Origin of the sequence: Kitasatospora sp. NPDC057518 (genome assembly GCF_042802075.1) — a bacterium.
In the GTDB taxonomy this organism is placed as follows: domain Bacteria; phylum Actinomycetota; class Actinomycetes; order Streptomycetales; family Streptomycetaceae; genus Kitasatospora.
Genome location: NZ_JBHVEU010000167.1, coordinates 1 through 17164, shown reverse-complemented (window position 1 = coordinate 17164; position 17164 = coordinate 1). Strand labels below are relative to the sequence as shown.

Below are 17164 nucleotides of genomic sequence, written 5' to 3'. Positions count from 1 at the left end.
CCCCGGGGGGAACGGCCGTTCTCGTGTACGGAACCACCGTTCCTTACGGGACCTACGAGACCCCGAACGGCAGCTCCAGCTCGGCCCAGACCACCTTGCCGTCCCGGGTGAGCCGGCTGCCCCAGCGCTGGGCCAGCTCGCTGACCAGGAACATCCCGCGCCCGCCCTCGTCCTGCTCGGCGAACGGGCGCAGCTGTGGGGTCTGGCCGCCGGCGTCGGCGACCTCCAGGGTGAGCACCCGGTCGCGGAACAGCCGAAGCCGGCGCGGGGCGTCGGCGTGCAGCAGGGCGTTCGTGACCAGCTCGCTGACCAGCAGCTCGGCGTAGTCGGTGAGCGCGGCCAGGCCCCAGGCCTCCAGGGTGGCGCGGGTGAAGCGGCGGGCCCTGCCGGGCAGCCGGCCGCCGCCGGACAGCGGCAGGGTGGCGACCCGGTCGGCGGGCAGCGGCAGCACCCGGGCCATGATCATCGCGATGTCGTCCTCGGTGCCGTCGGTGACCAGCGCCGCGAGGACGGCGTCGCAGTTCTCCTCCAGGGTCCGGCCGGGGCCGGAGAGGGTGCTGGCGAGCCGGTCGATCCCGGCGTCCAGGTCCTCGCCGCGCCGCTCGACCAGGCCGTCGGTGTAGAGCGTGACCATGCCGCCCTCGGGGATGGTGAACTCGATCGACTCGAAGGCCACCCCGCCGACGCCCAGCGGCACCCCGGGCGGCACGTCCACCCGGGCGGCGGTGCCGTCGGGGGCGACCCGGACCGGCGGCAGGTGCCCGGCCGAGGCGACCTGGACGGTGCGCTCCAGCGGGTCGTACACCGCGCAGATGCAGGTGGCGAACTGGCCCTCGCCGATTCCCGAGGCGGTCTCGTCCAGCCGGGTGAGGACCTGCTCCGGCGGCATGTCGAGGGTGGCGAGGGTCCGGGCGACGGTGCGCAGCTGGCCCATCGTGGCGGCGGCCCGGATGCCGTGGCCCATCACGTCGCCGACCACCAGGGCGACTCTCCCGCAGGACAGCGGCACCACGTCGAACCAGTCGCCGCCGACCTCGCTGACCACGCTGCTGGGCAGGTAGCGGTAGGCGATCTCCAGGCCGAGGGTGCGGTGCACCTCCTGCGGCAGCAGGCTGCGCTGGAGGGTGAGGGCGGTCTCCCGCTCGCGGCGGTAGAGCCGGGCGTTGTCGAGGGCCAGCGCGGTGCGGGCGACCAGTTCCTCGGCGAGGGCGACGTCGGCGGCGGTGAACGGCTCGGGGTTGCGCATCCGGATGAACTCGGAGCCGCCGAGCACCATGCCCCGGGCGGTGATCGGCACCATCAGGTACGAGTGGATGCCCGCCGCCATCCCGGGGGCCACCCGGTCCTCGCTGGAGACCAGCCCGCGCAGCACGTCCTCGTCCACGTGGGTGCGCAGCAGCGGCTTCCCGGCGCGCAGGCACTGGGTGTAGCTGCGGTCGGGGGCGTACTCGGAGGTCTCGCCGACCACGTCCACGGCGTGCGCGAGGCCGCTCTCGTAGGACTCCCCGACGGCGACGGCGCGGAGCGTGACGTTCCGGTCGGAGGGGATCGCGGTGGGCTCGGCGCCGCGCAGCACCGGCTCCAGCAGGTCGACGGTGGCGAAGTCGGCGAACCGGGGGACGACGGCCTCGATCAGTTCCTCGGCGGTGCGCTGGAGGTCGAGGGTGGTGCCGATCCGGGCGGTCGCCTCGGCGATGGTGGCGAGCCGTTCCTGGGCCCGGGCGGCGCGGGCCTCGGCCTGGAAGCGCTCGGTGACGTCGATGATCGAGGAACAGACCCCGAAGATCCGGCCGGTGGAGTCCTCGAGCCGGAAGTAGGAGGCGGACCAGGCGCGGTCCCGCCGGGGGTCGCCGGGGACCCGGCCGTGCGAGCGGGCGTCGACGACGGGCTTGCCGGTCTTGAGCACCTGGCGCATGATCTGCTCGATCTCGGCGCTGTTGATGCCGGGCAGGACGGCGGATATCCGGCGGCCGAGGTGGGCGGCGACGGGCACCCCGTTCATCCGGGCGAGTGCCTCGTTGATCCGGATGTAGCGCAGTCCGGTGTCGTAGACGGCCATGCCGATCGGTGAGCGGCCGAAGATGCCGTCCAGGACCGCGAGGTCGGCCTCGACGGCGTGCAGGGCGCGGGTGTCGGAGGCGGTGGCGAGCAGCAGCAGGGTGCCGGCCGGGCCGGCTATCGGGTAGGTGCGGAACTCCAGCTCGACCTTGTGGCCGTCGCGGTGGCGCACCGGGAAGACGCCGGACCAGCCGCTGCCGGTCATGATCCGCTGGAAGAGGCCGAGCACCTCGGAGCGGTCGGACCCGTCGGTGAGCAGCTGGGCGGCGTAGCTGCCGACGGCCTCCTCGGCGGAGTAGCCGAGCAGGGCCTCGGCGTCCTCGCTCCAGTGCAGGATCAGTCCGTCGTCCTGGAGCAGCGCCGTCGCGAGCGGGACGAGCCGGTGGCCTTCGGGGTTCGCGCCCTCGGGACGTACCGGGGCACGGCCCGGTGCCGGGTCGGCGGCGGTCGCGTCCCACTCGTGTCCGTGCATGATCAGGCAGCACCCCGGTTCGGCTCGTGCCCGGCCGGGTGGGCCTCGCGGTCGGTGCCGGCCGGGATTCTTCTCCAGACTGCACGGACATCGGCCGCCCGGCGACCCCTTTGGTCAGGGGGCGTCCGGTCGCTCCGGGTGTACGGGCGTCATGGGCGTACCGGCCGCAGCGTACTCTCCAGAACGCCCGCCCACTGCCGGATCACGCCGGAACGTCGGTGGCTGTCGTCGGTGAGCAGGTTGGCGAGGCCCAGTCCGCGGGCGAGGTCCAGCGTGGCCTGCACGGATTCGCGCACCCCGGGGCGGCTCTCGTCGGCGTCCAGGAACTCGACGGCGGCCCGGTGGGCCTCCCGGCCGACGTGGCCCTCCAGGGCGATGATCCGCTCGCGCAGCGCCTCCTCGGTGGCGGCGGCGGTCCACAGGTGCAGGGCGGCGCGGAACAGCGGGCCGGTGTAGAGCCGCACGATCATGTCGACCACGGCCCCGGTGCGGTCGGGGCCGGCGGTCGGCAGCTCGTCCGCGTGGGCGCGGACGGCTGCCAGCCGCTCGGCGGTGACGTGCTCGACGGCCGCGGTGAAGAGGTCCTCGCGGGTCGGGAAGTGGTGCTGGGCCGCGCCCCGGGAGACCCCGGCCCGTTCGGCGACGACGGTGACGGTGGAGCCGTGCCAGCCGAGTTCGGCCAGGCAGTCCACGGCCGCCGCGAGCAGCCGGGCCCTGGTCGCTCGGCTGCGGTCCTGCTGCGGGGTGCGGGCGGCGGGGTGGCTGGTCATGGCGGCGGGCGGTTCCTGTTCCGGTCGGGGCGCGGCGGGTGCCGGTCGGGGCGCGGCGGGACGATCCTCACAGACGCGCCCCGGTCCCCGGCCGCCGGGGCGGCCCCGGCCGGTCAGCGGGCGGCGGCGCGCCCGGCCTCGCGGGCGCGCAGTTCGCGGCGCAGGATCTTGCCGGCCGCGGACTTGGGGACGGTGTCGACGAACTCCACCAGGCGGACCTTCTTGTACGGGGCGACCTGTCCGGCGACGTACCCGGTGACCTCCTCGGCGGTCAGGGTGCTGCCCGGGGCGCGGACCACGAAGGCCTTGGGGCACTCGGTGCCCTCGGCGTCCGGGACGCCGATCACGGCGGCGTCGGTGATCTGCGGGTGGCCGAGCAGGACGGCCTCCAGTTCGGCGGGGGCGACCTGGTAGCCCTTGTACTTGATCAGCTCCTTGACCCGGTCGACGATGTACAGGTAGCCGCGCTCGTCCACGAAGCCGACGTCGCCGGTGTGCAGCCAGCCCTCGGCGTCGACCACCGCGGCGGTCTCGGAGGGGCGGCCGAAGTAGCCCTTCATCACCTGCGGGCCGCGGATCAGCAGCTCGCCGGGCTCGCCGGGCCCGAGGTCGCCGTCGGAGCCGTCCAGGGCGGTGATCCGCAGCTCGGTGGAGGGGACCATCCGGCCGACCGAGCCGGGCGAGGGGTCGCCCTCGCGCGGGGAGACGACGTGGGTGACCGGGGAGAGCTCGGTCATGCCGTAGCCCTGGAGCAGGTGCGGCAGGCCCAGGCGCCGGGCGCAGGCGTCGGCGAGTTCGTGGTCGAGCGGGGCGGCGGCGCACAGCAGGTACTCGACCGAGGAGAGGTCGTACTGCTCGACGACGGGGTGCCGGGCCAGCGCGAGGGCGATCGGCGGGGCCACCACCAGGGCCTGCACCCGGTGCTCCTGGACGGTGCGGCAGAACTGCTCCAGGTCGAAGCGGGGCAGCACGACCACGGTGGCGCCGCAGCGCAGCGGCTGGTTGAGCAGCGCGGCCAGTCCGTAGATGTGGAAGAACGGCAGGACGGCGAGCACCCGTTCGCCCTCGGCGGGGCGGTAGAGGGCGTCGCACTGGGAGAGGTTGGTGGCGATCGAGCGGTGGGTGAGCATCACGCCCTTGGGCAGGCCGGTGGTGCCGCTGGAGTAGGGCAGCACGGCGATGTCCTCGCCCGGGTCGATGGCGACCTCGGGGGCGGGGCCGGTGGCGGCCAGCAGGTCGGCGAGCGAGCGGTGGCCCTCGGCGCCGTCCAGGACGACGGTCTCGGCCAGCGGGCGGCCCTGTTCGGCGAGGAGTTCGGCGGCCGCACGGGCGGTCGGCAGGAAGCGGGAGACGGTGACGAGCCAGCGGGCGCCGCTGTCGCGCAGCTGGCCGGCGAGGTCGGCGGGGGTGGCGAAGGACGAGACGGTGGTGACGGTGGCGCCGGCCCTGGTCGCGCCGTAGTAGGCCATCGGGTAGGCGGTCGAGTTGGGGCTGAAGAGGGCGACGACGTCGCCGCGGCGGACGCCTGTCTCGGCCAGTCCGGCGGCCACCCGCTCGACGGCGTCGGCGAGTTGGGCGTAGCTGGTGGTCTCGCCGGTGACGCCGTCGATCAGGGCCGGGCGGTCGCCGTACTTCGCCGCGGCGCCGAGCACCGCCTCGTGGATCGGCAGGTCGACCACGGCAACGTCGGGGAACTCGCTTCGGAACACCAAGGTGGGCCTCCAGTATGGAAGTTGACGTAGCAACAAAACCGGCTAGCAGTTCCGTGCGGGGCGCGTTCAGGAGCATACGGACAGTAGGGGGCCTGGCTCGGCCATTGTGGGGAACCCGTAATGGACCATCCGTGGCACGGTCGCTCCCGGGGGGCGCCCGACCGGAGGGCGCGCACCACGGCCGCCCGCCTCCGGGAGCGGCCCCGCCCCCGGAACTCCCCGCTGTGGGGCCCCTGTCCGGCCCCGTCCCGCTCCTGCCGCTCCGGCCGCGCCCGGTGGCGGGGGCTACGTCAAGGCCTGCGCCGGCACCACCCTGGCGGGCGACACCGAACGGGTGGCCGACCGGGGTGGCGTGTGCGGCGGCGGCTGCTCAGGACCACCGGCGGCGGCCGCTCAGTACGACTTCGGCAGCCCGAGGGTGTGCTGGGCGACGTAGTTGAGCACCATCTCGCGGCTGACCGGGGCGACCCGGCCGACCCGGGTGGCGGTCAGCAGCGCGCCCAGCCCGTACTCCTGGGTCAGGCCGTTGCCGCCGAGGGTCTGCACCGCCTGGTCCACCGTCCGGGCGGCGGCCTCCCCCGCCGCGTACTTGGCCATGTTGGCGGCCTCCCCGGCGGCGAGGTCCTCGCCCGCGTCGTAGAGCAGCCCGGCCTTCTGGGTCATCAGCCGGGCCAGTTCGATCTCCACCGCGCACTGGGCCAGCGGGTGGGCCAGGCCCTGGTGGGCGCCGATCGGGGTGGACCAGACGGTGCGGGTCTTCGCGTACTCGACGGCCTTGCCGAGGGCCTGGCGGGCGAGGCCGAGCGAGAAGGCTGCGGTGAGGACGCGCTCGGGGTTGAGACCGGCGAACAGCTGGAGCAGACCCGCGTTCTCGTCGCCGACCAGGGCGTCGGCGGGCAGCCGGACGTCGTCCAGGAAGACCTGGAACTGCTTCTCCGGGGCGACGAGTTCCATCGGGATCGCCCGGTACTCGAAGCCGGGGGTGTCGCGCGGGACGACGAACAGGCAGGGCTTCAGCTTCCCCGTCCGTGCGTCCTCGGTGCGGGCCACGAACAGCACCGCGTCGGAGTGGTCGATGCCGGAGACGAAGACCTTGCGGCCGGTCAGCAGCCAGTCCTCGCCGTCCCGGCGGGCGACGGTGGATATCCGGTGCGAGTTCGAGCCGGCGTCCGGTTCGGTGATGCCGAAGGCCATCCTGCGGCTGCCGTCGGCCAGGCCGGGCAGCCAGCGCCGCTGCTGCTCCGGGGTGCCGTAGCGGGCGATCACGGTGCCGCAGATCGCCGGGGAGACGATCAGCATCAGCAGCGGGCAGCCGGCGGCGCCGAGCTCCTCCAGGACGATGGCGAGGTCGGTGATGCCGCCGCCCCCGCCGCCGTACTCGGCGGGCAGGTTGACGCCGAGGTAGCCGGCCTTGCCGGCCTCCGCCCACAGTTCGTCGGCGGGCTCGCCGGCCCGGGCCTTGGCGAGGTAGTAGGCGGAGCCGTAGCGGCGGCCGAGGTCGCCGACGGCCCGGCGCAGGGTCTGGCGTTCGGGGGTCTCCAGGAGCTGACTGCCGATGGACATGCGGGGTCCTTCCTCAGGCTTCGGTGGGCCGGACGACGGCCAGCAGGGTGCCGGTTTCGACCTGCCGGCCGGGGGTGGCGCGCAGTTCGACGAGGGTGCCGTCGACCGGGGCGACGACGCGGTGCTCCATCTTCATCGCCTCCAGCACCAGCAGCGGCCGGCCGGCGGCGACGGTGTCCCCGACGGCGGCGGCGACCCGGACGACGGTGCCGGGCATCGGGGCGAGCAGCGCGCCGGGGTCGGTGCGGACGACGGGTTCGGGGAAGCGCGGCAGGGCGGTGAGCGCGGTGCCGCCGGCCGGGGTGTCGACGTGCACCCGGTCGCCGTACCGGGCGACGCGGTAGGTGCGGCGCAGCCCGCCCTCGGACAGCACGACCCGGTCCGGCGCGGCCTCGACGAGCTCGACGTCCGGGTCGTCCTCGGCCAGCAGGCCGGTGCGGGTGTGCCGGTAGCGGACGGCCGCCTCGGTGCCGTCCTCGGCCCGGTAGCGCTTGAGCTGCGGCTGGGAGGGCAGGTTGCGCCAGCCGGAGGGCAGCGCGCCGCGGCGGCCGGCGGCGTCGGCGAGGGCGGCGGCCAGGGCGGCGCGGTCGACGTCCTTGGTGTCCGGGGCGGTGAGGTCGGCGGCGTGCTCGGCCAGGAAGCCGGTGTGCAGGTCCGCGGCCAGGAAGGCCGGGTGGCGCAGCGCCCGGACCAGCAGCTCCCGGTTGGTGGCCGGGCCGTGGACGCGGGCGCGGGCGAGCGCGTCGGCGAGCCGGCGGGCGGCGGCCGCGCGGGTGGGCCCCCAGGCGATCACCTTGGCGAGCATCGCGTCGTAGTGCGGGGTGATCTCGCTGCCGGACTCCACGCCGGAGTCCAGCCGGAGGCCGGTGCCGGAGCCCGCTTCGACGCAGGTGAACTCCTGGTACGGGAGCGTCAGTTCGAACCGGTGCAGGGTGCCGGTGGCCGGCTGCCAGTCCTTGGCCGGGTCCTCGGCGTAGAGCCGGGCCTCGATCGCGTGGCCGCCGGGGGCCGGGGGGTCGGGCGGCAGCTCGGCGCCCTCGGCGACGGCGAGTTGCAGGGCCACCAGGTCCAGGCCGGTGACGGCCTCGGTGACCGGGTGTTCGACCTGGAGGCGGGTGTTCATCTCCAGGAAGAAGAACCGGCCGTCCCCGGCGAGCAGGAACTCGGCGGTGCCGGCGCCCGTGTAGCCGATCGCCCGGGCCGCGGCGCGGGCCGCCGCGTGCAGCTCGGCGCGGACCTCCGGCGGCAGGCCGGGGGCCGGGGCCTCCTCGATCACCTTCTGGTGCCGCCGCTGCAGCGAGCAGTCCCGGTCGCCGACCGCCCAGACGGTGCCGTGGGCGTCGGCCAGCAGCTGAACCTCGACGTGCCGCCCGGCGGGCAGGTAGCGCTCGCAGAACACCTCGTCCGAGCCGAAGGCCTTGGCCGCCTCCGCGCGGGCGGCGGCGAGTTCGCCGGGGAGGTCGGCCAGGCTCCGGACGACCCGCATGCCGCGCCCGCCGCCGCCCGCCGCGGCCTTGACCAGCAGCGGCAGGTCGGCCTCGGCGGGCTCGGTGAGCGCGCCCAGCACCGGCACCCCGGCCTCGGCCATCAGCCGTTTGGCGGCGGTCTTGGAGCCCATCGCGGCGATCGCGGCGGGCGGCGGGCCGATCCAGGCCAGGCCCGCGTCCAGCACGGCCCGCGCGAAGTCGGCGTTCTCGGAGAGGAATCCGTACCCGGGGTGGACGGCGTCGGCCCCGGCGGCGAGCGCGGCCCGGACGAGCAGGTCGGCGCGCAGGTAGGTGTCCGCGGGCGCGGCGCCGGGCAGCCGGACGGCGGCGTCGGCCTCGCGCACGTGCGGGGCGCCGGCGTCCGGGTCGGAGTGGACGGCGGTGGTCGCGATGCCGAGTTCCCGGCAGGTCCGGAAGACCCGGCGGGCGATCTCGCCCCGGTTGGCGACCAGCAGGTTGGTGATCATCGTCTGGGGTCCCTCACATCCGGAAGACGCCGTAGCCACGCGCGCCCTCGACCGGGGCGTTGTGGATCGCGGACAGGCAGAGGCCGAGCACCGTACGGGTGTCACGCGGGTCGATGACGCCGTCGTCGTAGAGCCGGCCGGACAGGAACACCGGCAGGGACTCGGCCTCGATCTGCTGCTCGACCATCGCCCGGATCGCCGCGTCCGCGTCCTCGTCGTACGGCCGGCCCTTCGCCGCGGCCGACTGCCGGGCGACGATCGACAGCACCCCGGCGAGCTGCTGCGGGCCCATCACGGCGGACTTGGCGCTCGGCCAGGAGAAGAGGAAGCGCGGTTCGTACGCCCGGCCGCACATGCCGTAGTGGCCGGCCCCGTAGGAGGCGCCCATCAGCACGGACAGGTGCGGGACGGTGGAGTTGGCGACGGCGTTGATCATCATCGCGCCGTGCTTGATGATGCCGCCCTGCTCGTAGTCCTTGCCGACCATGTAGCCGGTGGTGTTGTGCAGGAACAGCAGCGGGGTGTTCCGCCGGTTCGCCAGCTGGATGAACTGGGCGGCCTTCTGGGACTCCTGGCTGAACAGCACGCCCTGGGCGTTGGCCAGGACGCCGACCGGATAGCCGTGCAGGCGCGCCCAGCCGGTGGCCAGGCTGGTGCCGTAGAGCGGCTTGAACTCGTCGAAGTCGGAGCCGTCGACGATCCGGGCGATCACCTCGCGCGGGTCGAAGGGCACCTTGAGGTCGCCCGGGACGATGCCCAGCAGCTCCTCCTCGTCGTACCTGGGCGGCTCGGCGCTCCGGTCCGGGCCGGGGCCGGGCTTGCGGTGGTCGAGCCGGGCGACGATCCGGCGGGCGATCCGCAGCGCGTCCGCCTCGTCCGCCGCGACGTGGTCGGCCAGCCCGGAGACCCGGGCGTGCATCTCGGCGCCGCCGAGCGACTCGTCGTCGGCCTCCTCGCCGGTGGCCATCCGCACCAGCGGCGGGCCGCCGAGGAAGACCTTGGCGCGCTCCTTGACCAGCACGGTGTGGTCGGACATGCCGGGCACGTAGGCGCCGCCGGCCGTCGAGTTGCCGAACACCACGGCCACGGTGGGGACTCCGGCGGCGGAGAGCCGGGTGAGGTCGCGGAACAGGGCGCCGCCGGGGATGAAGATCTCCTTCTGGCTGGGCAGGTCGGCGCCGCCGGACTCGACCAGGTTGACCAGCGGGAGGCGGTTCTCCAGCGCGATCTCGTTGGCCCGCAGGGCCTTGCGCAGGGTCCAGGGGTTGCTGGCGCCGCCGCGCACCGTCGGGTCGTTGGCGGTGATCACGCACTCGACGCCCTCGACCACCCCGATGCCGGTGACCAGGGCCGCGCCCACCGGGTAGTCGCTCCCCCAGGCGGCCAGCGGGGACAGCTCCAGGAACGGGGAGTCCGGGTCGACCAGCAGCTCGATCCGCTCGCGGGCCAGCAGCTTGCCGCGCCCGCGGTGGCGCTCCACGTACCGGGGGCCGCCGCCCGCCAGCGCCTTGGCGTGCTCGGCGTCGAGCTCGGCGAGCTTGGCGACCATCGCGGCGCGGTGCCCGGCGTACTCGGGCCCGGCCGGGTCGACGCGGGTGGGCAGGACGGTCACAGCAGGACCTCCGGGATGTCGAGGTGGCGGGCGCGCAGCCACTCCCCGAGGGCCTTGGCCTGCGGGTCGAAGCGGTGCCGGGCGGCGACGCCCTCGCCGAGCAGGCCGGTGAGGGTGAAGTTGACCGCCCGCAGGTTCGGCAGCAGGTGCCTGGCGACGGGCAACTCCTCGGTCTCGGGCAGGAGTTCGCGCAGCTTCTCCACGGTGAGGACGTGCGCCAGCCAGCGCCAGCCGTCCTCCGAGCGGGCCCAGACGCCGAGGTTGGCGTCCCCGCCCTTGTCGCCGCTGCGGGCGCCGGCCACCAGGCCGAGCGGGGCCCGCCGGGTCGGGCCCTCGGGGAGCGGTTCGGGCAACTCGGCTTCGGGCCGGTCGGGTTGGGCCGCGTGGCCGGTGACGGGCGCCGGCGGTACGCCGATCCGGCGGCCGTCCGGCAGGACGGCGGTGTGCTCGACGGCCTTCGGGTCGACGGACACGGCGCTGAACACCCCGTACGGCGTGCCCGGTCCGGGCGGGGCGGTGAGGTGGAAGCCCGGGTACCCGGACAGCCCCGATTCGACCGCGGCCTTGCCTAGTTGGCGCCCGACCTTGGCCGGGTCCTGGTCCCGGGCGGTCAGCCGCAGCAGCGCGGAGGCGGTCTCCTCGGTGGCGGCGTCCGGGTGGTCGGTGCGGACGAGGGTCCAGCGCAGCTCGGCGGGACGGGCGGCGGGCGGCAGCGCGTCGGCGAACTGCCGCCGCACCAGGGCGGCCTTGGCCTCGATGTCCAGGCCGGTGAGGACGTACACCACCTCGTTGAGGTGGCCGCCGAGCCGGTTGAGGCCCGCCTTCAGGGTGGGCGGCGGGGCCTCGCCGCGCACGCCGTCGATCCGGACCCGGTCCGGCCCCTCCTCGGTGAGCCGCACGGTGTCCAGCCGGGCCGTGACGTCCGGGCCGAGGTAGCGCGGTCCGCCGGTCTCGTACAGGAGTTGGGCGGTGACGGTGCCGGTGGTGACGGCGCCGCCGGTGCCCGGGTGCTTGGTGATCACGCTGGAGCCGTCGGCGCGCAGTTCGGCCAGCGGGAAGCCGGGGCGGGTCACGTCGTGCTCGTGGAAGAAGGCGTAGTTGCCGCCGGTCGCCTGGGCGCCGCACTCCAGGACGTGCCCGGCCACCACGGCGCCGGCCAGGGCGTCCAGGTCCTCCGGGGTCCAGCCGAAGCGGGCGATCCCGGGGCCGACGACCAGCGCCGCGTCCGTCACCCGGCCGGTCACCACCACGTCGGCGCCGCCGCTCAGGCAGGCGGCGATGCCGAACCCGCCGAGGTAGGCGTTGGCGGCCAACAGGCCTTCCGGCAGCCCGAGTTCGTCCCGGCGCGGGAGCAGGTCGTCGCCCTCGACATGGGCGACGGCCGCCTCGACGCCGAGCCGCCGGGCCAGCGCGCGCAGCTCCTCGGCGAGCCGGGCCGGGTTGAGGCCGCCCGCGTTGACCACGATCTTCACGTCGCGCTCGCGGGCCAGGCCGAGGCACTCCTCCATCTGGCGCAGGAAGGTCCGGGCGTAGCCCAGCGACGGGTCCTTCAGCCGGTCCCGGGCGAGGATCAGCATGGTCAGCTCGGCCAGGTAGTCCCCGGTGAGCACGTCCAGCGGCCCGCCGGTGAGCATCTCCCGCACCGCGGCGAAGCGGTCCCCGTAGAACCCCGAGGCGTTGCCGATCCGCAGTACCGCGCCGTCGCGCACCAATGCGCCTCCCCTGCCGGTGAGTTGGGCGCACCCTTCGAGGGGCACCACCGCCAGCAGCGTGGCACCGCCCGCAGAAAAAAGCAATCACGCTTGCTTGTTTTCTGCGATCCGGTGTACCCGCGCCGGGCGCGCCCGCGGCGGCGGCGCGGGCGCCAGGGCGTCAGGCGGGCTGCACGGTGATCGTGCAGAGGCGCTTGGTGGCCCTGGTCAGGGCCACGTACAGGTCCCGCTCTCCGCCGGGGCGGGCCGCGGTGATCTCCTCCGGGTCCACGACGAGGACCCCGTCGAACTCCAGGCCGCGCGCCTCGGAGGCCGGTACGACGCGCGCGTGGTGGGCGACGCCCCGGGCCGTCAGCTCGCCCACCCTGGTGTCCGCGCAGACCACTCCCAGCAGCTCGCCCGGGTGCGCGGCGCTCTGGGCCTGGAGTTCCCGGAGGACGGCGGCGGCCAACCCGTCCGGGGGCGTGGTCACGGTGCGGGGGCTCTCACCGGCGCGAAGCGACCGGGTGGGCTTCTGCTCCGGGGCGATCCGCGCGAGCAGGCCCCGGACGCTCTCCAGGATCTCCTGCGTGGTGCGGTAGCTGACGGTCAGGTCGTGCAGCCTGAACCGCGGTCCGACGTGGGGGGCCAGCGCCTCCTTCCAGTCGCGCGCCGTCGCGACCGGGCCCGCCTGGGCGAAGTCGCCGACCAACGTCATCGCCCTCGCCGGGCAGCGGCGGACGATCATCCGCCACTGCATGGCGGTCAGTTCCTGCGCCTCGTCGACGACGACGTGCCCGTACGTCCGCTCCGGAGGGCCGTCGACCAGGCTCGCCGCCTCGTCCAGCAGCGGCACGTCGGCATCGGTCCACGGGGCGTCCGGACCGCGCAGCAGCAGGGACCGCTCCGGCGCGGTCAGGCGGGGCAGCTGCTCGGCGAGGGCGTCGGCGTCCGTCAGCAGCGCCCGCACGAGGTCGCCGGGTGCCAGCCGCGGCCACAGCGCCTCGACCGCCCGGTCGAGGCCGGCGTCGTCGAGGAGATCGGCCCGGAGGGCGTCCAGGTCCAGCTCGTGCGCCGGACCCGTGTCGGCCGCGCCCTCGCCTCGGTGCCGGCCGGCCCCCGTGAACCGGTCGAGGTCCAGGCCCGTCATCGCGACGGTGTCGGCGTCGATCTGCTCCAGGACGTCGCCCATGTCCCGTCGCATCGCGTCGGTGACGGCGTCGACCAGGAGTTCCTTGAACACCTGGCGCGCGGGGTTGTGCCCCGGTACGGCCGCCGCGGCGGCGTCGCGTGCCGTGGCGACCTCCTCGGCGGACAGGTGGACCGGCTCCCGTCCGACCCGCACGGTGAAATCGCCGGCGGGGGCCTGGTAGGCGCGCAGCAGGCCGGCCAGGGCGTCGGCGAGCTCGGCGCCGCCCTTGAGCCGCGCCGTGTCGAACCGGTCCGCCGCGGCCGGCGACACTCCGGCCAGCTCCCGGCAGGTCGCCAGGACGACGTCGTTCTCGCCGAGCGAGGGGAGGACCTGGGAGATGTAGTCGAGGAACCGGGCGTTCGGGCCCACCACCAGGACGCCCTCCTCGGCGGCGCGCGGGAACGCGTACAGGACATAGGCCGCCCGATGCAGGGCGACCACCGTCTTGCCGGTGCCGGGCCCGCCCTGCACCACGGTCACCCCGCGGTGGGCGGAGCGGACCACCTCGTCCTGCTCGGCCTGCAGCGTGGCGACGGCCGCCTCCATCCGGCCCGTGCGCCGCGCCGACAGCGCCTCCGTCAGCGGGCCGTCCCCCACGACGTCCTCCTCGGTCGGGGCGCTGCCGTCCAGCAGTTCGTCGCTCACCGAGACGACCGTGCGCTCCTCCAGGCGCAGGTGCCGGCGCCGCCGCAGGCCCATCGGGTGGACCGGCGTCGCCTCGTAGAACGGCCGCGCCGCGTTCGCACGCCAGTCCACGAGTAGGGGCAGGTCGTCCTCCTCCCGGTGCAGCCCGATCCGCCCGATGCGCAGGGCCGTGCCGTCCGCCCAGTCGATCCGCCCGAATACCAGACCCTTTTCGGCGCCCTCCAGCCGGCCAATTTCCTTGCCCAACCGATCGGCGGCGATTTCCCTCTCGTACGCCTCACCGGCGCTTTCCGCCGGAGCCTTCAGTAGACCCGCCCGGTGCATTCGCGCCTCGGAAAGCCGCTCGGCGAGGAATTCATACAGGGCGGACACATAATCCCGCTCCGACGCAACCGCGCGGACAACGGGATCATTCGTATTCGACATGGGGGACTCCTTCGATTCGAGCCACACCATACGGTCAAAGCCCCTCGAAGGTAAGTCTTGACTTACCTGGTGAAGCCATGGCCTTACCGCCGATTCCAGGACGGCCGACCGTGCGGCGCATTACGCATTCCGCCGTTCCGCATATCGCCGATTTGCGTTCCCGATGCCCGTATGCCTTATGGGCGGGCCCGCCCCGGGCGCCGGTGATGGTGTGCCGTGCCCGGGAAAAGGGGAAAGACCCGGCACGGCGACCGGCGCCGAACGCCACGGACGGGCCGCGGCCCCGTTGACGGCCGCGCCGTACCCCTCTACAACGGAGCACAGGCCCCGGAGACGGTGGACCGTGCCCCGGCACGGCCCGCCCGGGGCACCCCGAGAGATCCTGAGGAGCAACACCATGGCTCCAGATCCAGACGTCAGCCGCTGCCCGGTGCTGGACATGACCGCCCGGGACCCGCACCGACAGAACGCCGAGCTCCGCTCCGCCGGACCCGCCGTGCGGGTCGAACTCCCCGGCGGCATCATCGCCTGGTCCGTGACCCGCAGCTCGGTGATCCGCGCCCTCACCGGCGATCCGCGGATCTCCCGCGACCCGCGCAGGCACTGGCCCGGGCTGGCCTCGGTGCCCGAGGGCTGGCCGATGGGGCCGATCGCGTTCCAGCAGAACTTCTTCAACCTCTACGGCGGCGAACACCGCTCGGCCCGGCGCCGGATGGCGCCCTCGTTCGCGCCCCGCCGGGTGTCCGCGCTGCGGCCCGGCATCGAGAAGACCACCGCCGCCCTGGTCGGCGCGTTCCGTACGCTCGGCCCCGGCGAGGCCGTGGACCTGCGCCACGCCCTCTCGCGTCCGCTGACCATGACGGTGATCTGCGACCTCTTCGGCGTCCCCGCCGACATGCGGCCGCCCATCGGCACGGCGATGGACACCCTGCTGACGACGACGGCCACGAACGAGCAGATGACGCGCTCCCGCGCGGAGATCAACGTGGTGCTGACCGAGCTGCTGGCGCTCAAGCGGCGCGACCCCGGCCCGGACCTCGCCAGCGACGTGGCGGCCGTCGACACCGGCGACGGGACCGGCCGCAGCGAGGAGGAGTCCCGCGACATCCTCTTCCTGATGCTCGGCGCCGGGTACGAGACCGCGGTCAACCTCATCACCAGCGCCGTCCAGGCCCTCCTCGCCCACCCCCGCCACCTGGCCGAGGTCCGCGCGGGCACCCTCGGCTGGGAAGCCGTCGTCGAGGAGACCCTGCGCTACGAGAGCCCGGCGATGCACCTCCCGCTCCGCTACCCGCTGGAGGACGTCGACCTGGGCGAGGGCGTGGTCATCCGGCGGGGCGAGCCGATCCTGCTCGGCTTCGGCGCGGCCGGCCGGGACCCGGAGGTCCACCCTGAGCGGCCGGACGACTTCGACCCGACGCGCCCCGACAAGGAGCACCTGGCCTTCGGCTACGGCCCGCACTTCTGCCTCGGCGCGCCGCTCGCCCGACTGGAGACCGAGGTGGCCCTGGAGGGCCTGTTCGGCGCCTACCCCGACAGCGCCCCGGACCCGTCCCGTCCGACGCCGGCCCGGCTGGAGTCCGCCATCATCAACGGCCCCGCCGAGCTCTGGGTCGTCCCGACGCCCGCCCTGGCCGCCGGGGTGTGACGGCCCGCCCCGGTGCCACCCGGGGGCGAGCAGCCCGGCCCGGCTGCCGCTGCGGCACGTCCGCGCCGGGCTGCCCCCTTGTTGCCGGTAGTCGTGCCCGTGACCTGCACACCGGCAAGTGTGCGGACCACAGGAGGTATGGGGGACAGGACCATTGACCCGGAGTCAGCGGCTCCGGAAGTATTCGCGACCATGACTACGCGCGTAAACGTTCTGTCGCGGTGGCTGGTCGCCCCGCTGCGGTGGGCGGCCCTGCTGTCGCTGCTGGTGTCGGTCGGAGTGTTCTTCGCCGGTGCCGGGGCGGCCGAGGCGGCGCCCGCCTGCGGGGTGCTCTCCACCGGTGCGGCGCCGCAGGCGACCGCCGCCGTCCGCTCCGCCTGCGGGCTGATCGGCACCCCGTACTCGTGGGGCGGCGGCCACGGCTCGCAGCCCGGCCCGACGTACGGCCTCTGCGACCCCGCCAACGGCGCCCCCAACGACTGCAACGTCCGCGGCCTGGACTGCTCCGGCATGGTCCGCTACGCCTACGACCTGGCGGTCGGCGACGACGTCATCAACGGCACCACCCGGACCCAGTGGCCGACCTCCCGCGCCGTCGCCCGCTACTACCGGGCGGACGGCACCGCACCGCTGCTCCCCGGCGACCTGGTGTACTTCGGCAACACCGCCTCCACCATCCACCACGTCGCGATGTACCTCGGGCAGGGCTGGATAGTCGAGGCCCCCTACTCCGGCGGCTACGTCCAGGTGGCGACGCTCTCCTCGCACGGCGACTACTACGGCGCCATCCGGCTGTACGGCCCCGGCTCCACCACCCCGCCGCCGACCACGCCCCCGTCGAACAGCGGCCAGTACTGGGTGGACACCCTCGCCAACGCGCCGGTGTACGGCTCCCCGACCTCCACCACCAGCACCGGGACGCTGTACCAGGGCACCAACTACGTCTACTGCAAGGCCTGGGGCCGCGAGGTCTCCAACGGCAGCGCCTTCAACCACTGGTGGCTGAAGACCGACCCGGACTCCGGCCCCGGCGGCCAGTGGGTGTCCGCGTTCTACCTGTCCCGCTGGGGCAACGACACCGCCAAGGACAACAACGGCACGACCATCCCCACCTGCCCCGGCGGCGGCACCCCGCCCGCCACCGGCAAGTACTGGGTGGACACCTTCGCCAGCGCGAGCGTCTACTCCTCGCCGACCTCCACCAACGCCACCGGGACGCTGAACCAGGGGACGAACTACGTCTACTGCAAGGCCTGGGGCCGTGAGGTCTCCAACGGCGGCAGCGTCAACCACTGGTGGCTGAGGACCGACGCCGACGGGGGCCCCGCCGGCCAGTGGGTGTCCGCGTTCTACCTCTCCCGCTGGGGCAACGACACCGCCAAGGACAACAACGGCACGACCATCCCCGACTGCTAGGAAGC

10 protein-coding genes are annotated in these 17164 nt (G+C 74.5%); 2 read left to right on the top strand and 8 right to left on the bottom strand.

Features of this window, described 5'->3' with window-relative positions; all coding sequences use genetic code 11:
• Positions 1–52: 52 nt before the first annotated feature.
• From ACFU7Z_RS18850 to ACFU7Z_RS18815, 8 genes are all read right to left on the bottom strand, one after another.
• Complete coding sequence (locus ACFU7Z_RS18850) at positions 53–2530, bottom strand: SpoIIE family protein phosphatase (RefSeq protein ID WP_375873645.1); 2478 nt, start codon at positions 2528–2530, stop codon at positions 53–55.
• A gap of 149 nt (positions 2531–2679) precedes the next feature.
• Positions 2680–3300, bottom strand: coding sequence for a TetR/AcrR family transcriptional regulator (locus tag ACFU7Z_RS18845; protein WP_049655195.1), 621 nt, complete (start codon positions 3298–3300; stop codon positions 2680–2682).
• Between the two features lie 113 nt (positions 3301–3413).
• Entirely contained in the window at positions 3414–5012 is a 1599-nt protein-coding gene (locus ACFU7Z_RS18840; RefSeq protein ID WP_049659698.1) for a 4-coumarate--CoA ligase family protein, read from the bottom strand.
• A 393-nt stretch (positions 5013–5405) separates the two neighbouring features.
• Complete coding sequence (locus ACFU7Z_RS18835) at positions 5406–6575, bottom strand: acyl-CoA dehydrogenase family protein (protein ID WP_375873644.1); 1170 nt, start codon at positions 6573–6575, stop codon at positions 5406–5408.
• A gap of 13 nt (positions 6576–6588) precedes the next feature.
• Positions 6589–8529 carry an acetyl/propionyl/methylcrotonyl-CoA carboxylase subunit alpha gene (locus ACFU7Z_RS18830; RefSeq protein WP_380778347.1) on the bottom strand — a complete coding sequence of 647 codons (1941 nt, stop codon included), beginning with the start codon at positions 8527–8529 and terminating at the stop codon, positions 6589–6591.
• Positions 8530–8542: 13 nt separating this feature from the next.
• Positions 8543–10141 carry an acyl-CoA carboxylase subunit beta gene (locus ACFU7Z_RS18825; RefSeq protein WP_380778345.1) on the bottom strand — a complete coding sequence of 533 codons (1599 nt, stop codon included), beginning with the start codon at positions 10139–10141 and terminating at the stop codon, positions 8543–8545.
• Positions 10138–11775, bottom strand: a complete 1638-nt coding sequence (locus ACFU7Z_RS18820; RefSeq protein ID WP_380778350.1) for an acyclic terpene utilization AtuA family protein — start codon at positions 11773–11775, stop codon at positions 10138–10140. The genes ACFU7Z_RS18825 and ACFU7Z_RS18820 overlap by 4 nt, the downstream gene beginning before the upstream one ends.
• Positions 11776–12013: 238 nt before the next feature.
• Positions 12014–14095: a HelD family protein gene (locus tag ACFU7Z_RS18815; RefSeq protein WP_380778343.1), complete on the bottom strand. Its 2082-nt coding sequence runs from the start codon at positions 14093–14095 to the stop codon at positions 12014–12016.
• Between the two features lie 397 nt (positions 14096–14492).
• On the opposite strand from ACFU7Z_RS18815, the gene ACFU7Z_RS18810 reads away from it, so the two are divergent.
• Complete coding sequence (locus ACFU7Z_RS18810) at positions 14493–15743, top strand: cytochrome P450 (protein ID WP_380778342.1); 1251 nt, start codon at positions 14493–14495, stop codon at positions 15741–15743.
• A gap of 192 nt (positions 15744–15935) precedes the next feature.
• Complete coding sequence (locus ACFU7Z_RS18805; protein ID WP_380778340.1) at positions 15936–17159, top strand: C40 family peptidase; 1224 nt, start codon at positions 15936–15938, stop codon at positions 17157–17159.
• Positions 17160–17164 lie beyond the last annotated feature (5 nt).

Excerpts from the sequence above, each read along its gene's own strand:
- ACFU7Z_RS18815 (WP_380778343.1), bottom strand. The coding sequence starts at position 14,095 with ATGTCGAATACGAATGATCCCGTTGTCCGCGCGGTTGCGTCGGAGCGG.
- ACFU7Z_RS18845 (WP_049655195.1), bottom strand. The coding sequence starts at position 3,300 with ATGACCAGCCACCCCGCCGCCCGCACCCCGCAGCAGGACCGCAGCCGA.
- ACFU7Z_RS18835 (WP_375873644.1), bottom strand. The coding sequence starts at position 6,575 with ATGTCCATCGGCAGTCAGCTCCTGGAGACCCCCGAACGCCAGACCCTG.
- ACFU7Z_RS18820 (WP_380778350.1), bottom strand. The coding sequence starts at position 11,775 with ATGCTCACCGGCGGGCCGCTGGACGTGCTCACCGGGGACTACCTGGCC.
- ACFU7Z_RS18850 (WP_375873645.1), bottom strand. The coding sequence starts at position 2,530 with ATGCACGGACACGAGTGGGACGCGACCGCCGCCGACCCGGCACCGGGC.
- ACFU7Z_RS18810 (WP_380778342.1), top strand. The coding sequence starts at position 14,493 with ATGGCTCCAGATCCAGACGTCAGCCGCTGCCCGGTGCTGGACATGACC.
- ACFU7Z_RS18830 (WP_380778347.1), bottom strand. The coding sequence starts at position 8,529 with ATGATCACCAACCTGCTGGTCGCCAACCGGGGCGAGATCGCCCGCCGG.
- ACFU7Z_RS18805 (WP_380778340.1), top strand. The coding sequence starts at position 15,936 with ATGACTACGCGCGTAAACGTTCTGTCGCGGTGGCTGGTCGCCCCGCTG.